We start from the raw sequence: 22,990 nt of genomic DNA, 5'->3' as shown, positions 1-22,990 counted from the left end.
GAGGTTATTCTCCTCGTAGGTCTCGATGATCTTTTGTCGCAAGTCTAAAGAATAGGGCTTCATCGGGTCGTGGCTCCTGCCTAGGTCTATAATTTATTGTCCTCTTCTATTGTACCTCATGCAAGTGCATACCGCTATATTACCTCATTGCCTCCAGACTTTCACTTAGAAATGGTGGATATACCCGCCGGTAAATTTAACATGGGTTCTAATGAGCATGAGAATGAAAAACCGATACATGAAGTAATTGTGCCAGCATTTCAGATAGGCAAATATCCCGTAACCCAAGCACAGTATCAAGCGGTGATGGGATATAATCCTTCGATAGCGGCATATTATCCTTTAAAGTTTTCAGGAAGTCCCCAGAACCCGGTAGAAACCATTACTTGGTTTAATGCTCAAGCTTTTTGTAAACTACTGAGCAAGTTAACGGGAAAAAACTACCGTTTGCCTACAGAAGCAGAATGGGAATATGCCTGTCGCGCTGGTACAGAAACCCTATTTAGTTTTGGCGATGATAAAGATAAACTAGGAGATTATGCTTGGTTTAGTGGTAATTCAAATAATACAACCCATCCTGTTGGGGAAAAGCGACCTAATCCTTGGGGAATCTATGATATGCACGGCAATGTTTGGGAATGGTGTGCTGATCAACATCATGAAAGTTATGCAACCAAACCAGACAATATTAAAGAAAATGGCAGCATTGCATGGCTAGATAGTAATATAGGCCATGAGTCATCAATAATACGGCGTGGCGGTTCGTGGTGCCGCGACCCTTTGGTCTGTAGTTCAGCATATCGAGGCAGAAGCGTTGCCGAAATTTGCAACCACGATATCGGTTTTCGTGTTGTGTGCGATCTCCCCTAATCAGTTATCAGTTGGGAGCCACCATTGGCGTAATAATATTATTGTAGGGGCGAATTGCATTCGCCCTCTTTGAATAACTTCTACTGCTCACCTATAGGTGAGGAAAAGTCACAAATAGGAGATGCAGCCGATAATTTTCTGGAAATATAGTCTTTAAACCCTTGTCTGGCAAGACTACAAGGAATGATAAGCAATGATTATCACACAAAGTCGAGGAGAGCCATAGGGCGAGCCTGAGAATAGCGATCGCTGTAGTTGCCCGTCACCGCTTTTCAAGGTTACTTTAATGTTAGAATCGAATCACTTCTTTTAGGTTTTGCTATGCGTGCGATTGAAACCACTGGTATCCTCAATACCCAGGGACAAATTCAACTTGATCATCCTATTCCCCAAGAAAAAGATCGGTTTGTGCGCGTCATTCTTTTGATGTCGGAGGATGAACTGAACGAAAAAAACTGGCTAGATGCCGTTTCCCATAACCCTAGCTTTGCTTTTCTGCAAGATACCGAAGAAGATATTTATACCCTTAACGATGGACAACCTGTAACTAATGAAGGGTAAAATTGTATTAATTTAATTTCCCTTCGACGATTTATCTTCCAGTAAGGTTCGTCATCTTTGCCCTAATTACCAGTCGTATTCCAGAAAATCCCCTTCATACAGATATTATTCTGAGACCAGAAAATCCAGATTTTATGATCAGTGGTCTTCGCCAATCGTCAGCCATCAGACTTGATCATTTAGTAACACTTCGCTCTTCACTGATTCAGCGTGAACTAGGCTCATTATCATTAAAACCCCAAACCTTAATTGTAGATATTTTGTCCGATATTCTACGTTCTTAAAAAAAATACGATCACTGATTTCTTCGGGGCATTATTTAACGCAGTTTTTGGCTTTAAATTACGATAAATTTATCCGCTTTATACGTTACGCTATGCTAACCCATTCTACGGTTACTCATCGGCCATATTATCAGGAATAATGGGTATTTCCGTCACTCCCCAATCGGTCGGATAAAGCCCTCAATCAATGAAACGATAAACACCAGGAAAAGGCCAATACTACGGTTTTAAACATAACCCATGCCGCACAGGATTGTAATGAATATAATCACAGTGTAAAGATTCAATCTTGTAAATTGCGTTACCCAACCTACCTTTTTTCTCTGAATTATGATTTTTATAAAAACTCAACATTTTTATACATATAATCAGGCTCTAAACATTCCCAAATTAAAACTAAATCACTAATAATTTTGCCAATAGATTGACGTTGATGTGAATAAATAATCCCCCAATGCTCTAATCCCATTGAAGACAAAACCAGAAAATCATCATCAAAAGTAAAAATGACTCGGCCTTGCGATAAAGCATAAGCTAATTGTTCCTCATCGGAAGACCCCATCAGTCCTTTTTCTGGAGAAGTTGTAACATCAATCCCTCGCATTCTTAAACCTTTAGCGATCGCATTAGAGACGCTTTCATCTAGGTGAAACTTAAGCTTATTGGCCATTATTTCCCTTTAAAAGTTTTTCGACCAATGAAGGTTTATCCCCTTGTAACTGTTTAGCAAAATTTTCGCTGGATTCAATATCTTGGCGAATTTCTTCTCGATGATCATGGTAATAAGCTAAAGCTGCATAAACATCAGCTAAAGTAATCGTTGGATAATTATAAACAATTTCATCAGGACACATCGCCATTCTTTCATGCCAAATAACAATGTCTTGTACCTTAATACGATGTCCAGCAATACGAGGTTTACCGCCACAAACACCGGGTGTTACTTCAATATGCTGTTTAAGCACTAAAGATGACATAATAACTCATTTACTCTACTTCTAGATATCCTAGCATTTTTCTTGAAAAAACGCAACCACCGATCTTTTAGGATACGTTACCTAACGTGCCTTTTAATGTGAAACATTTTAGACATTTTCATATTATTATCCGTTACGCTATGCTAACATATTCTACCGTTACTGCTACAATTGGCTCTAAAGACCACTATAACCAACTAAAACTATGACTCCAGCCACTTTTGCAGAAATACTAGAAGCAACCGAACAACTTCCCCCAGAAGATCAAGAACAACTTATTCACATTTTAAAAAAGTGAAAGACATGGACGAGGCTCAACAATACCTCAACAACTAATGGAAAGTATTCCGGCAAGATTAAAATAAATTAGGGTCATCTGGCCGCAGTCAGTTTTAACCGACTGAAAATATTACTTTGTCTGAGGAGCCTTTCAAATTGACAGACGAGCGCGTTTATTGGTTAGCATGGTCAAGTATTGCTGGAGTCGGGGCAATTTCCCTAAAGCGACTCTATCAGCATTTTGGCAGTGTCGCTGTGGCCTGGAATGCCACCGATTCTGCGATCGCAGAAGTGGCGGGATTCGGCAAAAAGTCAATGGTAGCGGTACGGGAGGGGCGATCGCAAATTGACCCAGAAGCTCTTTTCGCCGAACATATCCAGAAAAACCCCCTTTTTTGGACTCCTAGCGACCCAGAATATCCCCGCTTTCTCTGGGAAATTCCCAGTCCTCCCCCCTTACTTTACTATCAAGGAAAGGTCAATTTAGAGGAAAATCAGGGAAATATCCCCACCGTCGCCATTGTGGGTACTCGTAACCCCACGGATCACGGCCGGCGCTGGGCGCGGCGCTTAAGTACCCTTTTGGCCCAACAGGGATTTACTATTGTTTCTGGTATGGCCGAAGGAATTGATGGCGAGGCACACCAAAGCTGTTTAAAAGCGGGGGGAAGGACGATTGCCGTCTTGGGAACGGGGGTCGATGTGGTTTATCCTAGTCGTCATCGGCAGCTACACGCGGACATCCAAAAGCAGGGTTTAGTCATTAGTGAACATCCTGCGGCAACTCAACCGAATAAAGCCCATTTTCCCAGTCGTAATCGCATTATCGCCGGTTTAAGTCGCGCGACGATTGTTATCGAGGCCCCCGAAAGGTCTGGCTCCCTGATCACGGCCAGTTATGCTAACGAATTTGGCGGCGATATCTATGCTTTACCCAATTCTCCCGATATTGCCACCGCTAGGGGTTGTTTACAACTGATTCATCAGGGAGCAGAAATTATCGTTTCTGAGGAGAAATTACTACAAATGTTGGGGGCAATTCCCACCGCGAACCAATCCGCACCGGTTAATCTCTCCCCTTCACTCCCTCTAGAGACATCCCCGGTCGTTAATGCTGCTCCTCCAGTCAATCTAGAACCTAGACTAGCACAAGTGTATCAGTTATTTGACAGAGATGCCCTGTTGTTTGACATTATTGTTCAAAAAATGCAAATCCCCACCTCAGAAGTGGCGGGGATCTTATTGGAATTAGAATTAATGGGTTTAGTGACTCAGTTACCCGGTATGCGTTACCAGAAAACCTAGTCAACTCCTCTACAGGTGTTTATCTATGGTGGTAGCTAAAGTGGTTTTCGGTACAGCCCCGACCACCATATCAACTTTTTGACCTCCTTTGAAGATCATCAGAGTGGGAATACTGCGAATCCCATACTGACTAGCGATAATGGGGTTTTCGTCGGTGTTGAGTTTCACCACCTTGACTTGCCCTTCGAACTGTGCGGCAATTTCTCCCACAACGGGAGCCACCATTCGACAGGGGCCGCACCAAGGAGCCCAGAAATCCACTAGGACAAGGTCGGCACTATCTAAAACTTCATCTTTAAAGGTGGCATCTGTAACGGCAGTAACCTCTGACATACTTAAGAAATCCTCTAGTAATCACGGTTATCTAGAATACGCAAAAATTCCGTTCTAGAGATTCGTGGTGCGATGTTGACATTCCACTGGTGAAAAGGACGAGAACTAGCTCTAAATCCACTATAGAGGCCTTAACTTGCATCAGAGGTAGCTTCTTGGATTAATTTCACAAGGGGTATTCTTCTATTTTATAACCCTAGAGGCTCTATTTTGACTTTTTTTTGATAAAGTTTTGTAATATTGCCCGAGTCAGGGATGGGTGATCACAGCCGGATAAAATTTTCTTGAAGAAAAACCCGAAAAGTCAGCGATTTTATCTAGACTTAACCTGAGTTTGATTATGATCGCCATAGGCCACCTCCTAATTGAGCTTTTCTATGAAAATTCTGGTCTTAAATGCGGGATCGAGCAGTCAAAAAAGTTGTTTATACGATTTAGATATTCTCCCCTCCCATCCTCCCCAACCAATTTGGGCAGCGGGGATCGATTGGACAGTTAACCCTGATTACGCGGTTTTAACGGTAAAAGCTCAGGGAATTAAACAGGAAATTAATCTTTCTAGTCAGGATCGTCCGGCAGGAATTGCTCGGATGTTAGATACCTTAGTCACTGGCGAAACTAAGGTAGTAGCCAACCTCGCAGACATTAGTATAGTCGGTCATCGAGTTGTCCATGGTGGCACGGAATATTCCCAGGCAACTATGATCACTCCCCAAGTCAAAGAAACGATTAAAAAGCTGATTCCCCTGGCTCCTAGTCATAATCCCGCTCATTTAGAAGGAATTGAAGCGATCGAGCAAGTTTTCGGCGATGTTCCTCAAGTAGCAGTGTTTGACACCGCTTTTCATCGTTCTATCCCTCCCGAATCTTCTCTTTATCCCATTCCCTACCAATGGAGTGAACTGGGAATCCGTCGCTATGGTTTTCATGGCACCAGTCATCAGTACTGCTCCCAACGAGCCGCCGAATTGTTAGGAAAACCCCTGGAATCCTTGAAAATGGTGATCTGTCATCTGGGCAATGGTGCTTCCCTATCGGCAGTCAAGGGGGGTAAAAGTATCGATACTACTATGGGATTTACTCCCCTAGAGGGATTGATGATGGGAACCCGCAGCGGTTCGATCGATCCAGGGATTCTGATTTATCTAGAGCGAGAATATCAATATAATCCCGATAGTTTAAATAGTTTACTCAATAAAGAATCGGGTTTAAAGGGAATTTCGGGTATTTCTGGGGATATGCGGGCAATTACGACGGCGATGGCCGAAGGCAACGAGAGGGCAAAATTAGCATTTGAGATGTATATTCATCGTCTGAAAGGTTTAATCGGATCGATGATCGCTTCTCTAGAGGGGTTGGATGTGTTGGTATTTACGGCAGGAATCGGCGAAAATTCAGCTTTAGTACGGGAAAAAGCCAGTCAAGGCTGGCCTTTTTTGGGTTTAGAGTTAGATTTAGCTAAAAATGCCGCTCGTCCCCGGGATGAGGATATCGCCAGCGAGACATCTAAAGTGCGAGTGATGGTAATTGCTACGGCGGAAGATTGGGCGATCGCACGAGAATGCTGGCATTTATCTCCATAGACCTTACCTTTGGCCATTCTCTTTTGGCTGTTCCGTTGCGGGAATCTCCATAATCGGATGGTTAAGAGCAATCATCAAATGGTCTCCCTCTTGGCTAATACTGCTCGGACTGCTCGCCATTTGGGAGAGGGGATCATTGCGTCCCGAGACGAAGTAGGAGCCAACAGCGATCGCCATAGCGGTGAAAATTGCGCCACCATAAACATAATATTGCCGACGACGCTGACCATCGACTTTTCTGAACACCTGTTCTGCCAATCGGTCGCTGGCCATAGTAGCCGGTACGGGAATTTGCTTTAAATTAGTTTGTAATCCCAAGAGCTGCTGATAGAGTTTTTTAGCGGCAGCATCATGGTCTAACCAATGCTGAACTAGCTTCCGTTCCTCTACCGTTACTTCGTTATCAATATAGGCGCTAATTAAATCGAAACGATGAGCTTCTTCGTTATCCTCATCTAAGAATAAAATATCCTCGGTTGCGGAGTTGCCATCGCTGTCATCGTGACGTAACAAAGACTTGATCCATTGAACGTCTTCGGGTTGATAATTATTCATGGTTGACCTCGACCAGAAGCGATCGGTATGCAATCACTTTTCACCAGCACGGAGCTAGTTAAATTTAACGACTCCTCACTTCGGCCGTTAGTGCCGAATCACCACAATTTTATTTAGCCTTCCGTAAAATAGGGCTGTAAAACAGATTGTAATTTAGCGCGAGCGCGAGCAATGCGGGATTTAACAGTTCCTAAAGAAACTCCCGTCATCTCGGCAATTTCTTCGTAGGCCATGCCTTCAATTTCTCGCAGAATAATAGTTGTCCGAAAAGCTTCTGGTAAATCAGCGATCGCCGCCTGTAATTGATCGTAGAATTCGTGGGTGGTGAGATGTTCATCGGGACTGGGGTAATCGGACTCGATATCCCAATCGATTTCGCCATCTTCCACGCGCCGGGGAGCATCGAGGGAAATGGGGTGATTAACCCGCTTGCGTTTCCGCAATTCGTCGTAAAAAAGATTAGTGGCAATGCGACTTAACCAACCGCGGAACTTGAGGGGTTCATGGAGACGGTTAATATTGCGATAGACGCGAATCCAGACCTCTTGAGCCAAATCAGCGCGATCTTGCCAATCGGGAGCCAAATGATAGAGTAATTTATCAATATGAGCTTGATAGCGCCGCAGCAGTTCCGCAAAAGCTGCTCGATCGGGCTGGCACCCTTCCTGACAGCGTGCAATTAGATCGTAGTTGGAGAGTTTGTCAGGGGACACGGGGTTTTGAGACTTTTTGGCCTCAAGTGACCAAGATGCTGGAATCGATTGACTCATGGGATTTCCTCTAAGGATATAAACTCCTCACTCAGAGCTTGAGGACGGGAGAATTCAGTAAAGGTTCCCGAAAATAAATAATTTTTTTCCCATATTTTGATTCTAACCGATCGGGGCATTCATCTGGGGGAGCAAGTGGGGAGGTGGGGTAGTGGGGTAGTGGGGTGTCGGGTGTGGGGTAGTGGGGAGGTGGGGTAGTGGGGTAGTGGGGTAGTGGGGAGAATACATAAAAGCTGTCTCGGAGTCTCGGAGTCTCCTGAATAGCTCTGTAAGTTAGGTTTTTTCCTTAGCGAGAATAAAGACGCTGCCCTCGCTGCCGCGGCCGATGCGGAGATCTTCATCGAGATAGGTGATATCGAGCCAACCTGTTTGTTGGCGATTATTGAAAGAAAAATCGAGGGGAGGAAATTTTTTGCCACTCTCGATCGCATCGATAAATTCTTGGGGAGAATGATAATTGAGAAGACGTTGCAGACCGAGGATCGAGCGCTCAAATTTGACCATTACCCGGCGCTCGGATGTGGGTTCAAAGGTAGCGGAGACGATTACTACCCCTTCTAGCCAAGGTAGTCCGATAATTTCGGCGATATTGTAGAGTTTGGCCTTGTTCAGGTCGAGATATTGATAAATTTGCCCTAATTGAAAAAAAGGTAGGCGATCTATTCCCAGAATGTTGCGGCTGCTGGTGAATAGCAAACGCCAATTGCCCCCTAATAGTTGTTTAACTTCGAGGGGATGGGGATGGGGATTGTGATCCTCCAATTGTTCGATCGCCGCTAAAATCCGCACGCGGTCGCTTTCTGTCGCCAGGAGTCCGCGATTTCTACCAGCGATCAATTCTAATAATTTCGCTTTGGCATCCATAGAATAGACCTCCTGTAAAAATCAAAAATTGTTGTTAGGGTTAGGAATCAGTAGCTAGGAGAATTAAGAATGAATAATAATCAATTAAATAGTCTATTTACAGATTTTATACAATTTAATCGTTATTTGTGCCGTTTTTGAACCCTCAAAACTAATTATGCAAGAGGTTTAATCTCCCTTACTTTTATAAACTGCCTCGACCCGCTAGGTACTCGCTCAAGGTTTTTGCTGATCCCAAGAGGCTCACCTGCGCCGATGATTTGAGAGTTTCAACGGGGTTTTAACCTCGGTGAGCGGCATTTTCAACTGTTGACTTGATTATTTTAACACAGATTAAATGCCTCGGTTTTAAAACTTTTTCATAACCGTAATTAAATGATCGAAATAGGAAGTAATTGCGTTTTTTTCTGAGTCGCTAAAATACTCTAAGCTGTATTATTTTAAAGCTTCTAACCCCGAAATAATCGCCCGATCGTTATCAACGATACTATTAGAATTATCCCGCAGTTTTCGAGCTTGTTGACTATAAACAAGTAAATCAGGCTCTAAATTGACGATAGTATCTAAATCGCTATCGCTGAGATAGCAAGTTTGATCATCCGCTTGTTGCCAAATAGCGATCGCTGATTGCTGATAGGGCCAATTAGCGAAACTGATGATTCTCGCTTTTGGGATCAATTGCTGGGTGCGCTCACTCAAAGGCATCGATCGCTCTCCGTTAGGTCAGATTAGGCAGTTAAGATCACTTCTATCATAAATGATCGAAAAATTAGCGATAACTCCAGATTTTTTGAAATCTGTCCAAGAGGATCGCTTACAATAAACAAAAGCTAAGTCATTATAATTTGATCATCATGTCAGTTTTAATAGCGATCGGTGTACTTGCCCTATTAATTGTCGTTCACGAATTGGGTCATTTTGCCGCTGCTCGTTGGCAATCTATCCATGTTAATCGCTTTTCCATCGGTTTTGGTCCAGCTTTAGCTAAATATCAAGGTAAAGAAACGGAATACGCCCTCCGCGCCATTCCTTTAGGGGGTTACGTTGGTTTTCCCGATGACGATCCCGATAGTCAAATTCCCAATAACGATCCTGATTTATTACGCAATCGTCCTGTTTTCGATCGAGCTATCGTCATTAGTGCGGGAGTAATTGCTAATTTAATTTTTGCCTATTTTTTGCTTGTTACCCAAGTCGCTACGGTGGGTTTTCCCCAAATTAACTATCAAGAAGGGGTAATTATTCCAGAGGTTTTTACGGCTGAAAATTCCGTCGCTAAACAAGCGGGAATACAAGCGGGTGATATCGTCCTCGCTATCAATGATCAGCCCCTTGGTGCTTCTCAAAATGCCATTATTGACTTCCGTGACATTATTCAATCTTCCCCCAATCAACCCCTAAAATTAACCATCAAACGCCCGACAGAAACTCTCGATTTAATTGTTACTCCTGAATTGGGAAGTGATGGTCAGGGTAAAATTGGGGTTAGATTGGCTCCCAACGGTCAAGAAACTCGCCTGAAAGCCGATAGTTTTGGCCAAGCTTTTAGCTTAGGTGCGGGTGAATTTCAACGATTAACCCTATTAACCGTGCAAGGTTTTGGGCAGTTAGTTAGTAACTTTAAAGACAGTGTTCAACAGGTAGCAGGACCGGTTAAAATTGTCGAATACGGAGCCGCAATCGCTCGTAATGATGCGGGTAATCTTTTTCAATTTGCCGCCCTAATTAGTATTAACTTAGCGGTGATTAATATTCTGCCTTTACCTGCTCTTGATGGTGGTCAGTTGGTATTTTTATTAATCGAGGCTTTGGTAGGTAAACCTCTCCCGACTAAACTGCAAGATAACATCATGCAAACAGGTCTAGTTTTACTCTTAGGATTAGGAGTTTTCTTAATCGTGCGCGACACGGCTAACCTAGCAGTTTTTCAGGATTTATTCCAGTGATGGACTCTCGAAAAAAAACTGAACCTCAACTGCGCGCCCTAGAAATTTTAAGCAACTTAAAGCGATTATATCCAGAGGCAACCTGTAGCTTAAATTATCAAACTCCCGTGCAGTTATTGGTGGCAGTGATTCTCTCGGCACAATGCACTGATGAGCGGGTAAATAAGGTAACTCCTGCTTTATTCGCTCGTTTTCCCGATGCTAAATCCTTAGCTTTTGCCGAGCGAGAGGAGTTAGAAACTCTCATTCGTTCCACGGGATTCTATCGCAATAAAGCTAAAAATATTCAGGGTGCTTGTCAAAAAATCCTCAAGGATTTTCAGGGGGAAGTACCCAAGACAATGGCGGAATTATTAACGTTACCCGGGGTAGCTAGAAAAACGGCTAATGTGGTACTTGCTCACGCTTACGGGATTATTGAGGGGGTGACAGTAGATACCCACGTTAAGCGCTTAAGTAATCGTTTGGGTTTAACTACTAATAACGATCCAGTGAAAATTGAACGGGATTTAATGGCTTTACTACCTCAACCAGATTGGGAAACTTTTTCTATTAGTATTATTTACCACGGCCGGGCAGTTTGTAAAGCAAGAAATCCCGCTTGTTTTTCCTGTCAATTAGCCCCTCTTTGTCCCGCAGCAAACAGTAAACAGTAAACTGATAACTCACACCTGATAAGTAGGGAGGCAAAATTATTTGTAGGATGGGTTAGCGGTAGCGTAACACAATCGGGCGTTGGGTTTCATGCTTCAACCCAACCTACGTTCATCTTATATTTAATTCCACCCACCTACTTAACTGGTAACTGAATCACTGGTAACTGAATCACTGATAACTGATAACTGATAACTGATAACTGATGTGGGGGGCTATAATGGGAAAAAATAACTCATCCATCAATCTTATGAGTCAAGGATCTCGGCAAGAAATAAAAACCCAAGCAATAATCCTCGCTACCTTTGTGGCGATTTTTTGGCTGTTAGAGATTTTAGATCAATTTGTTTTTCGGGGCAGTTTAGACATTTTCGGGATTATTCCGCATCAAGTCATCGGATTGCGGGGTATTCTTTTCGCACCTTTCCTACACGGTGACTTTCCCCATCTTATCGCTAATACCGTTCCTTTCCTGATTCTTGGTTGGTTGGTGATGTTACAGGAAACCAGTGACTTTTTTATTGTGACTGGGTTAACTATGCTGGTGGGGGGGTTAGGAGTCTGGTTATTTGCTGCTCCCGGATCCATCCATATCGGAGCAAGTATCTTGATTTTTGGCTATTTAGGTTTTTTATTACTGCGGGGCTATTTCCAGAGAAATATTCCTTCTATACTCTTGTCAATTCTAGTCTTCTTACTCTACGGTGGCACAATTTGGGGCGTTTTGCCTTCCCGTCCGGGGATTTCTTGGCAAGGACATTTATTTGGTTTCCTAGGCGGGGTTTTAGCCGCCAAATTAATCGCCACCGAAAAGAAACATTATCCCTAAATGGGGGAACCTTCTATCTCGCTACATACTTCATAAAAATCGGTGACAGGCGGTTTCGCAAACAGAGGAGCCATGGATTTCAGCAATAATTCGTGGGCTTCGCTTTTATTTGCCTCCATATCATCGATTTTATCCCAGATGATCACGGCAATTCCTTCGTCGGTTCCGGGTTTTTGCAACAGAAAAGCTCCCTGGAATCCCGTGGAATAGGTGGAAACGGCTTTTTCGTAGAGTTTTTGGGCTTCGGAAAAACACCCCGGTTTAAATTCACCAATAGCCACATAGGCATATTTATGTTTGAGAAAATCGAGAAATTCTGGCATGGCAATGAGGGGAAATGGAATAAATCTTTCTTTCTACTCCTATTAAAACTTAGATCGATCGCCCCCTCCGCCCCATCGACATATTTTTTTAACTAAGCTTCCCCAATTGTCTCTTTTTTTGTTAGCTTATATGTAGTCGTTATGAGTTTGTATAAGTTCTATGATCAAAATTGTTGGTATTAATGGCAGTTTACGCCCAGGATCCTATAGTGCGATGGCGTTAGAAGTTGCTATCAGTCGAGTACAGGCGTTAGGAGTAGAAACGGAGATAATTGACCTGAGAAAACTCTCTTTACCCTTCTGTAACGGGGGAGATGACTATTCTGACTATCCCGATGTGGCCAAAATGCAGCAAACGGTTAAATCGGCAGCGGGATTAATTTTGGCGACACCGGAGTATCATGGCAGTGTCAGTGGTGTGATGAAGAATGCCCTAGATTTAATGAGTTTTGAGGAGTTATCGGGAAAGGTTGCTGGATTAATCAGTGTTTTAGGCGGCCAATCCAATAGTAACGCCCTAAATGACTTAAGAATCATTCTCCGTTGGGTTCATGCTTGGGTAATTCCCGAACAAATTAGCTTAGGACAAGCGTGGAAAGTCTTCAACGAAGACGGAAAAATCCTTGACGAGAAGCTTTCCCAACGTTTTGACGCTTTTGCGCGAAGTTTAGTCGATAATACCCGTAAACTCAACGGGATCTAGTAATATCGATGGTGATTTTACCGGTGAAATGGGGAATTGGGGCGGCAGGTTTCGATAATTGTACTCTTACCTGTCGCACTCGATCGAGTTCTAGGATATCCTCAGCGATAACCGTGGCCAATTTTTCCACTAGGGCAAATTTGCCGGTTTCAATCTGGTGTTTGACAATTTTGATCGCCTGTCGATAATCTAGAGTATCTTCAATCGCGTCACTTTTGCCAGCAATGCTGATATCAACTTCTAGGGATAAATCCACCTCAAACCATTGACCTAAAACCTGTTCTTCGGCCAGATATCCTGTGTAACCGTAGGCCCGAATTCCTGTAACGTGAATAGTATCCATAGATAGTTAAATTAAAAAACTGGCGGCTTTTCCCACAAAGATGAAGTGTAACCTAATTTGGTATCGACGACCCACTCCCCAAAAGGAAAACTTCCTATCTTGTCACCATTAAGATAACTGCTAAGTAAGTGGTTCTAATTAAATAGAAGATAGATTTTGCCTTCGATACCCCCTTAATCCCCCCTTGATAAGGGGGGTGTCTGACAATTTTTAACACCTACCTACTTATAAGTTATCGTTTACACGGCTCTCACCTGTTCGGCGTAATCTTTGGGACGTAGTTGACGGAAACCTTGAAAAGCCAATTGTCTCAAGTTTAGAGGTAAATAGGAAAGCAGTAAACCCAGTCTGGCCCGTCGGGATTTTCCTGACAATTTCGAGGCTTTTTCTATTAAAACTCGCCCGGCTTCGGTTTCTCCCTTTTCAATTAATTTTATCCCCAAACATTCCTGTAAAAAAGCCGTCCTTTTCACTCTTTCTTCTTCTAATTTTACATCATTAAAGTGATAACCTTCTGTACAAAACAAGTTTGCTTGCAAAAAGTGAACCGCTTGTTTTAAGCTAGTTTGCCCCCCATGGAAACGATATTCCATTAATAATTCTGGCAGAAAATAAGCTTGTTTTCCCGCTAAAGCTAAACGCACTAATAAATCAAAATCTTCACAACCATCCGCCTGAGGGCGCATATAATCCACATCGGCTAAAGATTGATAACGAAAAAGAGTCGAACCCACCTGTAAACTTTTACAGGAAAAAGTTTGTCTTTCTAAATCAGGAATAATCCCTTGTTGTAATCTATCTTTGCCCCATTTCGCTGAATTTTTTTTTGTTGCTGATGCAACTCTTTGTCCAAATCTATCAATAATCCAGTGATCTGTACAGACAAAATCAACGTTTTTTTCTTGATCTAAAATAGGGACAGTTTTCGCTAAAAATTCAGGAGTTAGTCCATCGTCATCATCGAATTTAATAAAATATTCTCCCCGAGCAGCCGTAAAACCCGATCGCATATTTAAACTTCTGCCAATATTTTGAGGATGACGCAGATAAATTATTCTCGAATCCTGAAATGCTGCCACCACTTCTGGGGTACGATCAGAAGAACCATCATCACAGACAATTAACTCAAAATCTTCATAGGTCTGCCGCAACACAGTATTAATCGAATAGCTGAGATAATCGGCGCGGTTATAGGTGGGAATACAAACACTTACTTTTGGCATAATATTTCAGTTATCAGTTATCAGTTATCAGTTATCAGTTATCAGTTATCAGTTATCAGCTTGTTACTTGAGAAAGGCAATTAGGCTCTTCGTTACTTGGTATGGTTCGAGCGGGTGGCATAAATAGACTACATCCTTATTTGGCCAGAGACTTAGTTGATTAGTTCGTTCTAGATGGAAAACAATTGACAAAAATAGCCAAATGTCTTTCTCTATAATGGTTTCATCTCTTATAACCCCGTCTATTGCATAACACAAACCGAAGAACCGGCAATTAATTGGCCATTTTTCTAGTTATCATCACTATTGTCTAGCTGACGGCTGACGGCTGACGGCTGACGGCTTTAAAAGTATTTTTACATTTTTCCAAAGGAATGTTAAGTTTTAGGGTATTGAATGAGTAACCTTGATAGCCATGGCTCCTAAAATAGCAGGGATTATCTGTACCCACAACCGCGATCACTACCTAGCAGGAGCGATCGATAGTCTTTTGGCGCAAACTTGCGCAGATTGTGAGATTTTAGTGGTTGATAACGCATCTACCGATAAAACCCGTCAAGTGGCCCAGTCGCGTCTGGGAGATGGGCGGCTAAAATACGTTTACGAACCTATTTTAGGGCTATCTACCGCCAGAAATCGCGGGGCGAAGGAAACTAGAGCGCCGATTTTAGCCTATTTGGATGACGATGCGATCGCTAGTCCTCAATGGTTGCAAATTCTGTTAAATGCCTACGAAAATAACGACAAACTGGCAGTAGCGGGGGGAAAAGTCACCTTAATTTGGCCGCAAGGCTACAGTCAACCCAATTGGTTATCCGATGAGTTAGCAGGGGGTTTAGGGGCTTTCGATTTGGGCGACAATGTGGTATACATCAGCCAAGCGGATTTAACTCCGCGAGGGGTTAATTACTCAATCCGGCGAGATTTCTGGGAGAAGATTGGCGGTTTTGACCCTAATTTGGGAAGAATTGGTAAAAAACTTCTTTCTAACGAGGAATTATACACTACAGAACTAGCACTCGCCCAGGGATGGCAAGTAGGCTATTTTCCCGCAGCATTGGTGGAACACAATGTTGCCCCGGAAAGAATCAATCGTCAATGGTTTATGCGTCGTAGTTGGTGGCAAGGCATCAGCGAACACTACCGGGAAGAAGTGGCAGGAAGAACGGGATTGGCTCAATTTAGGCGAGGAGGTGAGCGTTTGGTGAGAGGATTGGTTAAATCTGTCAAATTTATCAATGATCCCGCTAAAAGGTTTGAGAATCTTCTCTATGCCTACGGACAAATCGGTTATTTAAGCGAGGCCGCCAAGGCGATGTTAACCCCTCAAAAGTAAATTATTGTAAATAAATGGGTAAAAAAGCGTTAATTTGTGGTATATCGGGCCAGGATGGAGCCTACCTAGCCGAATTACTGTTAAAAGCTGGCTATACAGTTTGTGGCACCTCCCGGGATGCCCAAATGTCCTCTTTTAGTAACCTGAAACGTTTGGGAATCAAGGAACAGGTAAAACTAGAATCGATGGCACTGAACGACTTTCGCAGTGTCCTACAAGTCTTAATTAAAATTCAGCCCGATGAGGTCTATAATTTGGCTGGACAAAGTTCTGTGGGTTTATCCTTCGAGCAGCCGGTGGAAACCTTAGAAAGTATTGCCACGGGAACCTTAAATCTCTTAGAAGCAATTCGATTTACCGGAGCAAAAATTAAATTATATAATGCAGGATCGAGTGAATGTTTCGGGGATATCGGCGATAATTCTGCCGACGAAAATACCCCTTTTCGTCCTCGCAGTCCCTACGCTGTGGCCAAATCGGCGGCTTTTTGGGAAGTGGCTAATTATCGAGAAGCCTACGGAATTTTTGCCTGTTCAGGCATACTTTTCAATCATGAATCTCCCCTGCGTCCCGAGCGCTTTGTTACCCAAAAAATTATCGCTGCCGTGGCTAAAATTGCCCGGGGAAGTATCGAGACTTTACACTTAGGAAATATGGATATTCAAAGGGATTGGGGTTGGGCACCGGAGTACGTTGAAGCGATGTATTTAATGCTGCAACAGGAGCAACCCGATGATTACGTCATTGCCACGGGAGAAAGTTCAAAACTGGAGGATTTTGTCGCCACAGCTTTTGCTACTGTGGGCTTAAATTGGCCAGATCATGTAATTTCCGATCAAAGTTTATTAAGACCAACAGATTTAGCCATTAGTCGCGGCAATCCCAACAAAGCTAAGGAAAAATTAGGTTGGCAAGCACGATACAAAATGACCGATATTGTCCGCATGATGGTAGAAAATCGTTTAGAGGAATAGCTATGAATATCTTAATGATTAGTTCCGCCTTCCCCTATCCACCAACCAGAGGGGGAACTCAGGGCAGAACTTTTAATTTACTCAAGTATCTCAGCAAAAATCATGATATTACTCTCATCGTTCAGCGTACTGCTGATGTCAGCGATGAGGAGGTAGAAAAGTTAGGTAACTTTGTTAGTGAATTGGTAGTTTTTCCCCGTCCTCGAGATGCCAAAACTGGAATAATTGCTAAACTGCAAAGATTAGCTCAATTCCTGCAAACGGGAACCCCTCCCAATGTACTTTTTGGCTATTCTCAAGAGATGCAGAACTGGATAGATAGGGCAGTTAATAGTCAAAAATTCTCAGTAATTACCAGTGAACATAGTGTTAATGAAATTTATATTCGTCCCCAATGGCAACAGCAAATTAGGACAGTAATTGATGTGCATAGTTCCCTCTATCAAACCTGCAAAAGTCAATTAGAAATTGGGGTTTCTAGTCAAGAATTACGGGATCGTCTCTACCTTCCTCTCATGGGTCGCTACGAACAAAAAACTGTGCAGAAATTCTCAAAAATTGTCGTCACTACCGATGATGATCAAAAACAAATGGAAGAATTTGCCCCCAATGGAGAGATTTATTTAATTCCTAATGCAGTAGATTTAGATTTGTTTCCCTATCGTTCCCAGGATCCTGCTGGACATAATTTAGTTTTTATCGGTGGGTTAGATTATTGGGTTAATATCGATGCGGCCTGTTTTTTAGCTAGGGAAATTTTACCTCGTATTCAAATTACTTATCCCGAGACTACTTTAACTCTAGTCGGTGCTAATCCATCCCTAGAAGTGCAAGAATTAACTAAGTTAAAAGGAGTAATTGTGACGGGACGAGTACCATCAATGACTACCTATCTTCATCAGGCAACTGTGGCAGTTATTCCCCTAAGAACAGGTTTTGGAATGAAGTTTAAAACCCTAGAATCTATGGCTGCGGGGGTGCCAGTGGTAGCCAGCGATCGAGGTTTAGAAGGATTAACAGTTGAAGGAAATAATGTTCCTTTAGCAGCCTTAAGGGCTAATAGTATTGAGGAATATTGTACGGCGGTTAGTAGTCTTTTTGAATCGGCAGAGTTGCGAGAAAAATTATCTAGAAATGCTCGCAAATTAATCGAAGATAATTATACTTGGCAGCAAGCGGCAGCTAAGTACGAACAAGTTTTGATTGCTGACATTTGTTAGAAAATTTCTCTAATTTTTTTGTAAATTAATATGCTATCAAATCAAATACCCGTGAAAATATCTGTTGTTGTTCCTCTTTATAACGAAGAAGAAAACATCGATGCTCTCTTTAGGCGACTTTTAGCGGTTTTAGAGGCACTAAATACCAGTTATGAGATCGTTTGCGTCAATGATGGTAGTCGTGACAATACTCTCAAAAATCTCCTGGAATATCATCAACGTTACCCACAAATTAAAGTGGTTAATTTATCCCGGAATTTTGGTAAAGATATTGCCATGTCAGCAGGAATTGATTACAGTCAAGGAATGGCAGTCATTCCTATTGATGCTGATTTACAAGATCCCCCCGAATTAATTGCCGAAATGATCGAAAAATGGCAGCAGGGTTATGATGTGGTTTATGCGTCCCGTCGGGTTAGAATTGGCGAAAGTTGGTTGAAACGTTTCACCGCAGAAGGTTTCTATCAAGTCATTAATAAATTAAGTCGGGTTCCTATTCCCCCTAATACGGGAGATTTTCGTTTAATCGATCGCCGAGTGGTAGAATCAATTAAAAAGATGCCCGAACGTCAAAGATTTATGAAAGGAATATTTGCTTGGGTGGGATATAAACAGACATCAATTTTATTCGATCGAGAACCTCGGTATCAAGGACAAACTAAATGGAATTACTGGAAATTATGGAATTTTGCCATCGATGGTATTACCTCTTTTAGTTTTTTACCTCTGAAAGTCTGGACCTATGTAGGATTTATCATTGCACTTGTTAGTCTTGTTTATGCTAGTTTTTTAATTCTTAGGACTATCATTTTAGGAATCGATGTACCCGGGTACGCTTCTCTGATGGTTGCTATCTTATTTTTAGGAGGAATTCAATTACTGACTCTTGGTATTATTGGCGAATATATTGGCAGGGTTTATGAGGAAGTAAAGGGCCGACCACTTTATCTGGTTCGAGATTGTTATGGTTTTGAAAATCGGGAACAAGTTACTGATAAAATAACTCAAAATTAAAATACTGACAAGAGGAGAATGAAGTCTATGAATACCGAAGTTTTTCAGCAATTTTTTGCCTATTGTGTCGGTAGTTGGCAAACGGAAAGAACCTATCATTATCTAGCCGATCAAGAAGTGGAACGTTCCCGTACTGAATTCCTCATTCAACCCCTGACTAGGGAGATTAAACAGAAAGTTCTGACAGATAATAACTATCCTGATATTGCGGATTTAGAAAGTATCCCCGGGTTTAATTTAGGTTTCTATACCATCTCGGAAAAAGGGGAAGAAGTGCGACAAAATCTTAATCTTTTATTTGTGGTTAAAGCAGAAAATAACGGTTATTTAGAAGGGGATTATCTTCGTGATCGCGCCTACGAAGAAGCAAGACCAATTATCTCCGCTTTTCGCTTTGATTCCACTACCAGAGAGTTATTAATGACCACCAATTATACTCGCAGTGTTTCCGTGGATTCAATTACTTTAATCAATCCAGACCTGCGAATTCGCAAAATTATTAACTATCAACGTCCCAAGGAGGGGGAACCCTTGGAAAAAGTTCTCTTGGTCGGTTTTGGAGTTGAGTGTAAAGTCAGTTAAAAAAATATTTCTTTCCCCCCCCTTGATTCTCCAGTCAGGGGGAGATTTTATAATAGGGTAACGATAGGATTAAGGAGCAAAAATAATGCTCAAAATCGGTCAACTTTCCCTAGAAAGTGGTGTTTCAATTAAAACGATTCGTTATTACGAGGAATTAGGACTAATTCAGTCCCCTGAGAGGACAGAGGGACAATTTCGCCTATTTACTCCCGATACTGTCCATCGCTTGCTGTTTGTCAAAAGATTACAATCTTTGGGTTTAAGTCTGCAAGAGATCCGCGAATGTTTAGTAATTCATGACCATGGTGAGTTAAATCTTGATTCTAGTCGTCCCCTTTCTTTTGATGATGCTGAGAGTCTTGGTTTTGGGGAACAATCGATAGAATTTGGAGGAAGTCTAGTCTTTCCTGAAAATAGTAATCTCGGGGGTGATTTTGATCTTGAATACCTCAACGGTATTATTCGCAATGGTCATATTATTATCGGCATCGATCCGCAGGTGGGAGGTCGAGTTAATAGTGATGATACGGATTTTGATGTGGGAAATTTATCTGTAGGTTTTTTCTATAATTTCAATCGTGAATACGATAATGTTCCCGCTTTTGCCATTCGTACCGATTTAGGATTACCGACGGGAAATAATGCTAGGGGATTAGATTTTCGTCTGCGGGGAATTGCCAGTAAAACTGTTGGTCAATTCCATCGCGTGCATCTTAATCTCGATTTAAACATAAACACTGACCCCGATGACGGCGATCAATCTTTTTTACCGGCAGCAATTCTCGGTTACTCGCGACCAATTGGTTATCCGAAACGTTTTGATCGCACTTTTTTAGCAGAATTGGGCGTAATTACCAGCGATAATAGTAATGGTGGGGTTTTAATTCGCACTGGTATGGGAATTGGTCAGCAAATTAATCGCCAAGGTGTGATCGATTGGGGTATCGAGGGATATATTGCCACTAATGGCCATGATCAAAGTCAATTAAAGTTAAAAATCGGTTATTCTTTCGGATTTTAGGATTTTTCCCTAGCCTGCTATTAAAAGCTAAAATAGATGAAGTATAACTTAAATTTTGGTTTGACTGGGAGTATGAGGGGGTTTGGAAGTCCACATCTTCTCATCCCTGAAAACAACAGGGATATCTGATCAGTTGTCCGCAGGTAGCGACTCCCTATTCTCAGCTTCGTACCTCATCATTAAGATAACTGCTAGAGAAAAAAGGCTGTAAATCTGTTGTCATTCCCTTTTAAGTCGCAAAAAAGCTCTTTAACCGTTGTCGCAGCCAAGAGACGGGATTTTTCAGGTCTTCCGAGTCTAAAAGCCCCATTTCTCGCAATTTCTGCTGACATTCGCGCAATTCCTCTTGACGTTGGGTGAGTGCCTGAGTGAATTCCTCCGCTAGAGCCGGATAAGTAGTGATAAGATGCTGAAACCCCTGACGATCGAGCAAAAATAACAAGGTTTCCCCCACTGCTTGCATAGTGGTGGGATAGGGAACCTCTAATATTAACGGTAATTCCCCAAAATATTGACCTTTATTAAAAGTAAAAATTTTACGACTGATTTTATCGTTTTCATAAAAAGCATCCATTTGTCCCTGCAAAACAATACAGAAATAATTAGTTCTTTCTCCCTGTCTAATTAAAATATCCCCGTCCTGGAGATGTTTACGACAACCCATTTCAATTAATACACGCAATTGCAGATCGTTAAAATGTTTAAAGTAACTCACCTCCAATAACATTTCTTTTAACGATAGCGGTTTTGAAGGTTTAACTATCTCCTGATCCTGTTCCTTAACTGCCTCAAAACTGTCGGTATTATGCAACCATAACTCTCGCTGGGGAAAAGGAATCGTTATGCCCCGATGACGCAGATTATGCTCGATAATGAAGTGTAGGGAACTTCTCATAAAAACGGCCCGTTCGACTTTTTCCACCCATACCCACAACTCAAAATTTAAAGCACTATCACCAAAACCGTTAAAAATCACCTTGGGAAGCGGATTAAAGGCAATTTCTACCGACATATAGGCTGATTGCAGCAGAATTTCCGTCACTATCAAAGGATCTGTACCGTAGGCAACTCCCACTGGCACAATGACTCGAATGCGCGAGTCGGGATAATGCCAATTCTGGACGCGATTGCTAGTTAAGATTGTGTTAGGAACGATTAACTCTGCACCATCCACAGTGCGAATGGTGGTGGAACGAATCGATATTTCCTGGATATAACCCTTTGTTTGCTCAAATTCGATAAAATCGCCCACTTTTAACTTGCGTTCCACCAACAAAGTTAAACCACTGGTGAGATTTTTGGTTAACTCCTGCAAACCGAAACCGATACCCACCCCCAAACCACCGGCTAAAACAGCGATCGAAGCGAGATTGAATCCAGTCAATTGTAGGGCGATAATATAACCAAAAGCCCCAAAAGCAAAACTAGCCAGAGTTGCGATCGCTTCTCGATTACCTTCATCAAAACCGATACTTTTCAGCAGACGATTTTTTAGTAAACTTTTAAAAGCGATCGTCAGACAGGTGACAAGAACAAACAGTACAAGAATACCAATAGTCCAACCAAGAGTGATCGACACTCCCCCAGCGCGCCAAAGGGGAGTGTTAAAAAAGGGCGTTAACCAAGCTGAGGGAGAGAAAGTCATCGCTAAAGTTTAGATTTGATAGGGATTACCCAAGCGATCCACAAAAACATTGTAATCTAAGGGTAAACGCCCCGGATTAAGCCGTGGTTCCGCCGCGTAACCGATGGGAACGACAACAGCGATCGCCAGATCGGGATGATCGGCAGCACCAATCACAGCTTTTACCTTGTCCTCGATCCAACCGTTGAGAAAACAACTAGATAAACCGAGACTTTCGGCAGCCAAAACCAGATGAGTAGCGGCGATCATGGCATCTTTAATCGCGTATTCCCGGGTTTTTTCGCCCAAATCCCTGTGAAATCCCGGGATTGCCTGTTGAAAATATTTTACCGTGCCTTCGTTCCAGGCACCTGTACTGAGAGCCTGTTCATAGATAGGAGTTAGATCTCCTCCTCCTGCGGCAGCATCGGCAGCGAAAACAAAAGTAACCGGCGCTTGGATAATTTGCTTTTGTCCCCAAGCGGCCTCGGCTAAAGCGGCCTTTTGTGCCTCATCTTGTACTAAAATAATTCGCCAATCTTGGATGTTGAAACTACTAGGTGCGGCAACGGTTAATTCTACTAGGGTTTTCAGCAGTTCTGGGGCGATCGGATCGGTGGTAAAATTTTTAATAGAACGACGTTGATTGATCGCCGTGGGAACATCGAGAGGCAAGGTCATCGAAAATTTGGGTCTGAAACCCCGTCGTTCTACGACGGCTTTACTGTTAAATATTAGCACATTTACGAAATATATGCTAAAATGTGAGGTATGGAAAAAGCCTATTCGTTTCGATTTTACCCCACACCCGAACAAG

28 protein-coding genes and 1 pseudogene are annotated in these 22,990 nt (G+C 42.4%); 15 read left to right on the top strand and 14 right to left on the bottom strand.

Going from position 1 to position 22,990, the window contains the following annotated elements; genetic code table 11:
• Positions 1–138: 138 nt before the first annotated feature.
• Both O9290_RS18240 and O9290_RS18235 read left to right on the top strand, forming a co-directional pair.
• A pseudogene (locus O9290_RS18240) lies at positions 139–870 on the top strand (formylglycine-generating enzyme family protein); the annotation flags it as partial.
• 321 nt (positions 871–1,191) lie between these two features.
• The gene (locus tag O9290_RS18235) at positions 1,192–1,431 is read left to right on the top strand and encodes a hypothetical protein (RefSeq protein ID WP_002797650.1); all 240 of its coding nucleotides are present in this window, start codon (positions 1,192–1,194) and stop codon (positions 1,429–1,431) included.
• A gap of 621 nt (positions 1,432–2,052) precedes the next feature.
• Here the strand turns inward: O9290_RS18235 and O9290_RS18230 are convergent.
• Positions 2,053–2,385, bottom strand: a complete 333-nt coding sequence (locus O9290_RS18230) for a DUF5615 family PIN-like protein (protein WP_002736383.1) — start codon at positions 2,383–2,385, stop codon at positions 2,053–2,055.
• Positions 2,375–2,692: a DUF433 domain-containing protein gene (locus O9290_RS18225; protein ID WP_002750425.1), complete on the bottom strand. Its 318-nt coding sequence runs from the start codon at positions 2,690–2,692 to the stop codon at positions 2,375–2,377. Before O9290_RS18225 ends, O9290_RS18230 begins: the two co-directional genes overlap by 11 nt.
• Before the next feature lie 435 nt (positions 2,693–3,127).
• Here O9290_RS18225 and dprA point away from each other — a divergent pair, with 435 nt between their 5' ends.
• Positions 3,128–4,276 carry a DNA-processing protein DprA gene (dprA, locus tag O9290_RS18220; RefSeq protein ID WP_288057241.1) on the top strand — a complete coding sequence of 383 codons (1,149 nt, stop codon included), beginning with the start codon at positions 3,128–3,130 and terminating at the stop codon, positions 4,274–4,276.
• Between the two features lie 9 nt (positions 4,277–4,285).
• Here the strand turns inward: dprA and trxA are convergent, their stop codons facing one another.
• A complete protein-coding gene (trxA, locus tag O9290_RS18215; protein ID WP_002759773.1) occupies positions 4,286–4,609 on the bottom strand; it encodes a thioredoxin in 324 nt (107 codons plus the stop codon).
• Between the two features lie 377 nt (positions 4,610–4,986).
• Between trxA and O9290_RS18210 the strand changes: the two genes are divergently transcribed.
• Positions 4,987–6,192 (top strand): acetate kinase, encoded by a 1,206-nt coding sequence (locus O9290_RS18210; RefSeq protein ID WP_288027020.1) that lies wholly within the window; start codon positions 4,987–4,989, stop codon positions 6,190–6,192.
• Positions 6,193–6,195: 3 nt separating this feature from the next.
• On the opposite strand, the gene O9290_RS18205 is transcribed toward O9290_RS18210, so the two are convergent.
• The 5 genes from O9290_RS18205 to O9290_RS18185 form a co-directional block, all read right to left on the bottom strand.
• Positions 6,196–6,747 (bottom strand): anti-sigma factor family protein, encoded by a 552-nt coding sequence (locus O9290_RS18205; protein WP_002759775.1) that lies wholly within the window; start codon positions 6,745–6,747, stop codon positions 6,196–6,198.
• 113 nt (positions 6,748–6,860) lie between these two features.
• A complete protein-coding gene (locus tag O9290_RS18200) occupies positions 6,861–7,517 on the bottom strand; it encodes a sigma-70 family RNA polymerase sigma factor (protein WP_002759776.1) in 657 nt (218 codons plus the stop codon).
• 102 nt (positions 7,518–7,619) lie between these two features.
• Positions 7,620–7,745, bottom strand: coding sequence for a hypothetical protein (locus O9290_RS18195; protein ID WP_288027017.1), 126 nt, complete (start codon positions 7,743–7,745; stop codon positions 7,620–7,622).
• Positions 7,746–7,790: 45 nt separating this feature from the next.
• Complete coding sequence (locus O9290_RS18190) at positions 7,791–8,381, bottom strand: PAP/fibrillin family protein (protein ID WP_002759778.1); 591 nt, start codon at positions 8,379–8,381, stop codon at positions 7,791–7,793.
• Positions 8,382–8,816: 435 nt separating this feature from the next.
• Positions 8,817–9,086 (bottom strand): globin family protein, encoded by a 270-nt coding sequence (locus O9290_RS18185; RefSeq protein WP_002759779.1) that lies wholly within the window; start codon positions 9,084–9,086, stop codon positions 8,817–8,819.
• 149 nt (positions 9,087–9,235) lie between these two features.
• Between O9290_RS18185 and rseP the strand changes: the two genes are divergently transcribed.
• The 3 genes from rseP (at position 9,236) to O9290_RS18170 (ending at position 11,810) form a co-directional block, all read left to right on the top strand.
• Positions 9,236–10,327 (top strand): RIP metalloprotease RseP, encoded by a 1,092-nt coding sequence (gene rseP, locus O9290_RS18180; RefSeq protein ID WP_002759781.1) that lies wholly within the window; start codon positions 9,236–9,238, stop codon positions 10,325–10,327.
• Positions 10,327–10,983, top strand: coding sequence for an endonuclease III (gene nth, locus O9290_RS18175; protein ID WP_002759789.1), 657 nt, complete (start codon positions 10,327–10,329; stop codon positions 10,981–10,983). The genes rseP and nth overlap by 1 nt, the downstream gene beginning before the upstream one ends.
• 218 nt (positions 10,984–11,201) lie before the next feature.
• Entirely contained in the window at positions 11,202–11,810 is a 609-nt protein-coding gene (locus tag O9290_RS18170; protein WP_002759790.1) for a rhomboid family intramembrane serine protease, read from the top strand.
• On the opposite strand, the gene O9290_RS18165 is transcribed toward O9290_RS18170, so the two are convergent.
• A complete protein-coding gene (locus O9290_RS18165) occupies positions 11,807–12,133 on the bottom strand; it encodes an antibiotic biosynthesis monooxygenase family protein (protein WP_002759792.1) in 327 nt (108 codons plus the stop codon). The two genes, O9290_RS18170 and O9290_RS18165, sit on opposite strands and share 4 nt — an antisense overlap.
• A 160-nt stretch (positions 12,134–12,293) precedes the next feature.
• Between O9290_RS18165 and O9290_RS18160 the strand changes: the two genes are divergently transcribed.
• Positions 12,294–12,836: an NADPH-dependent FMN reductase gene (locus O9290_RS18160; protein WP_002759793.1), complete on the top strand. Its 543-nt coding sequence runs from the start codon at positions 12,294–12,296 to the stop codon at positions 12,834–12,836.
• Here O9290_RS18160 and folB read toward each other — a convergent pair.
• The 3 genes from folB to O9290_RS18145 all read right to left on the bottom strand — a co-directional run bounded on the left by folB (position 12,823) and on the right by O9290_RS18145 (position 14,660).
• On the bottom strand, positions 12,823–13,179 hold the full coding sequence (gene folB, locus O9290_RS18155) for a dihydroneopterin aldolase (RefSeq protein WP_002759795.1): 357 nt from the start codon (positions 13,177–13,179) through the stop codon (positions 12,823–12,825). The genes O9290_RS18160 and folB overlap by 14 nt on opposite strands.
• Positions 13,180–13,418: 239 nt before the next feature.
• Positions 13,419–14,402, bottom strand: coding sequence for a glycosyltransferase family 2 protein (locus O9290_RS18150; protein WP_149986225.1), 984 nt, complete (start codon positions 14,400–14,402; stop codon positions 13,419–13,421).
• Positions 14,403–14,465: 63 nt separating this feature from the next.
• Positions 14,466–14,660 (bottom strand): hypothetical protein, encoded by a 195-nt coding sequence (locus O9290_RS18145; RefSeq protein ID WP_149986226.1) that lies wholly within the window; start codon positions 14,658–14,660, stop codon positions 14,466–14,468.
• A 157-nt stretch (positions 14,661–14,817) separates the two neighbouring features.
• Here O9290_RS18145 and O9290_RS18140 point away from each other — a divergent pair, with 157 nt between their 5' ends.
• The 6 genes from O9290_RS18140 (at position 14,818) to O9290_RS18115 (ending at position 20,549) form a co-directional block, all read left to right on the top strand.
• Positions 14,818–15,738, top strand: a complete 921-nt coding sequence (locus O9290_RS18140; protein ID WP_288055313.1) for a glycosyltransferase family 2 protein — start codon at positions 14,818–14,820, stop codon at positions 15,736–15,738.
• A 14-nt stretch (positions 15,739–15,752) separates the two neighbouring features.
• Positions 15,753–16,712: a GDP-mannose 4,6-dehydratase gene (locus tag O9290_RS18135; protein WP_002759805.1), complete on the top strand. Its 960-nt coding sequence runs from the start codon at positions 15,753–15,755 to the stop codon at positions 16,710–16,712.
• A 2-nt stretch (positions 16,713–16,714) separates the two neighbouring features.
• Positions 16,715–17,932: a glycosyltransferase family 4 protein gene (locus O9290_RS18130; RefSeq protein WP_149986228.1), complete on the top strand. Its 1,218-nt coding sequence runs from the start codon at positions 16,715–16,717 to the stop codon at positions 17,930–17,932.
• Positions 17,933–17,962: 30 nt separating this feature from the next.
• Entirely contained in the window at positions 17,963–18,946 is a 984-nt protein-coding gene (locus O9290_RS18125) for a glycosyltransferase family 2 protein (RefSeq protein WP_002759808.1), read from the top strand.
• Positions 18,947–18,973: 27 nt separating this feature from the next.
• Positions 18,974–19,528 carry a phycobiliprotein lyase gene (locus O9290_RS18120; protein ID WP_002759809.1) on the top strand — a complete coding sequence of 185 codons (555 nt, stop codon included), beginning with the start codon at positions 18,974–18,976 and terminating at the stop codon, positions 19,526–19,528.
• Between the two features lie 85 nt (positions 19,529–19,613).
• Complete coding sequence (locus O9290_RS18115; RefSeq protein WP_288055317.1) at positions 19,614–20,549, top strand: MerR family transcriptional regulator; 936 nt, start codon at positions 19,614–19,616, stop codon at positions 20,547–20,549.
• Positions 20,550–20,778: 229 nt separating this feature from the next.
• On the opposite strand, the gene O9290_RS18110 is transcribed toward O9290_RS18115, so the two are convergent.
• Both O9290_RS18110 and O9290_RS18105 read right to left on the bottom strand, forming a co-directional pair.
• Entirely contained in the window at positions 20,779–22,194 is a 1,416-nt protein-coding gene (locus O9290_RS18110; protein ID WP_288055320.1) for a mechanosensitive ion channel domain-containing protein, read from the bottom strand.
• Positions 22,195–22,203: 9 nt separating this feature from the next.
• Positions 22,204–22,854: a nitroreductase family protein gene (locus tag O9290_RS18105; protein ID WP_061432597.1), complete on the bottom strand. Its 651-nt coding sequence runs from the start codon at positions 22,852–22,854 to the stop codon at positions 22,204–22,206.
• A 90-nt stretch (positions 22,855–22,944) separates the two neighbouring features.
• Between O9290_RS18105 and O9290_RS28250 the strand changes: the two genes are divergently transcribed.
• A partial coding sequence (locus tag O9290_RS28250; protein WP_353737100.1) for a helix-turn-helix domain-containing protein occupies positions 22,945–22,990 on the top strand: 46 nt, incomplete at its 3' end.

The organism is Microcystis sp. LE19-41.2A, assembly GCF_027530405.1.
Taxonomy (GTDB): domain Bacteria; phylum Cyanobacteriota; class Cyanobacteriia; order Cyanobacteriales; family Microcystaceae; genus Microcystis; species Microcystis aeruginosa.
The sequence above is the reverse complement of the archived record's forward strand: the minus strand, read 5'-3'. Positions and strand labels throughout refer to the sequence as shown.